This window comes from Priestia sp. P1_B12_1 (genome assembly GCF_056406695.1).
In genome coordinates, this window is sequence record NZ_JBFTZR010000056.1 from 1 (window position 1) to 1,404 (window position 1,404).

Here is a 1,404-nt window from a genome sequence, read left to right on the forward strand (position 1 = left end):
CTCTTTCCGGAACACACGCAAAAAGAGAACCCTTGGCGTATAAGGATTCTTCAAGAGTTGGTTTCTCTCCAATATGCAGCTTTTTATACATCCTTGATATGCCAAGGTTTCTACGAAAGGTGATTACTGAAAGAATGTATAAAAAGTGCACCTTTTATACATATGCTCATTTTAGAAAAGATAGTATTCAGAGTAAGAGCATGATAAGATTTATCTACAGTTATTTTCTCATAGTAAAGCCCACTAAAAAGCTATCTTATTTCTATGCAAAGCCAAAGCAAATAGAAATAAGATAGCTTTTTATGCTTATGAAAACTATCAAAAAAAGGGGGGATTTTATGTTAACTAGATACGAGCTTTTCTTATTCAACAGAGAACTATTATTTTTACTAGAGCAACATTCTAGCTGTACTGATTTTAATTTGAAAGAAATCTTATTAACCCAAATTGACCTTATACTTACTGTCTTAATCAAACATTTTAAAGTTTTTATTTAGATGATTACCTTTCAATTTCTTGGTCTTGTCTTTTATTTCGTTTTTGAATTCCACCAACATATTGAAAAAACGAAATCTGTTTCATTCTCTCGACATTCTTATCAATCCAATTCAATGCTTTTTTCTTCCAGAGCCTCAATGTTTTATTCTCTTCTCTTAATTCATGAACCTGCTCATTTGCTTTATCAAGGTCTTCTTTTGGCACATAACTCTTTATATAACCAAGATTCATCTTCGTTAAGCTCTCATTCACTTCATTTGCTCGTACAAGCTCTTTTTTCGTTTTCTCATGTTTCTGCTTCTCAATCATTAAATCATCGCTAAGAGAGCTTATATGGGCTTTATATTGCGTATCTAGTTCTCTCTTAACCTCATCTTTGACATTTTCCTTTTGTTCAACTGAAAAATCGCGTAACACTTTTTGCCTCATCAAATGCTTCGCCTTTTTAACTTCTCTTTCTTGATGAACAAGGTGCATACTTACATCTTTTCTTAGACTCTCTACTTGTTCTGTTAGTGCTTTGTTTTCTTTCATCGTCTTATCAACTTCTTGACTCAATGCATTTGTACGGTTATGCTCGGCCGCCAATGTTTGCTGCAACTCTTTGGTAAGACTGATGAGCTCATGAAAATCTGACTCTTCCACTTTTACTTTGGAACCCATGACACTCTTGGCCGCCTCTACTTCAAGAGGTTGGCTACATAACTCTTCAATCCGTCTCTCGCTACGTATCTCAACGGGTGGTGCTGATTTCAACTCCACCAAATTGTCCATGCGTTGAATTTCTTTTTCCTTGTGAGCCACTTGTTGTTCCAACTGCTTTAGCTCTTTTTCTCGTTCTTGYTTCTTAAACTCATGAACACTCTTATGCTCCAGCTCACTCGGCTCGCCACGCTCAATGTCATA

General features: G+C 35.6%; 1 pseudogene. It reads right to left on the minus strand.

Going from position 1 to position 1,404, the window contains the following annotated elements:
- Positions 1-501 precede the first annotated feature (501 nt).
- Positions 502-1,404 (minus strand): annotated as a pseudogene (locus AC1D0Y_RS29435) (MobV family relaxase); the annotation flags it as partial.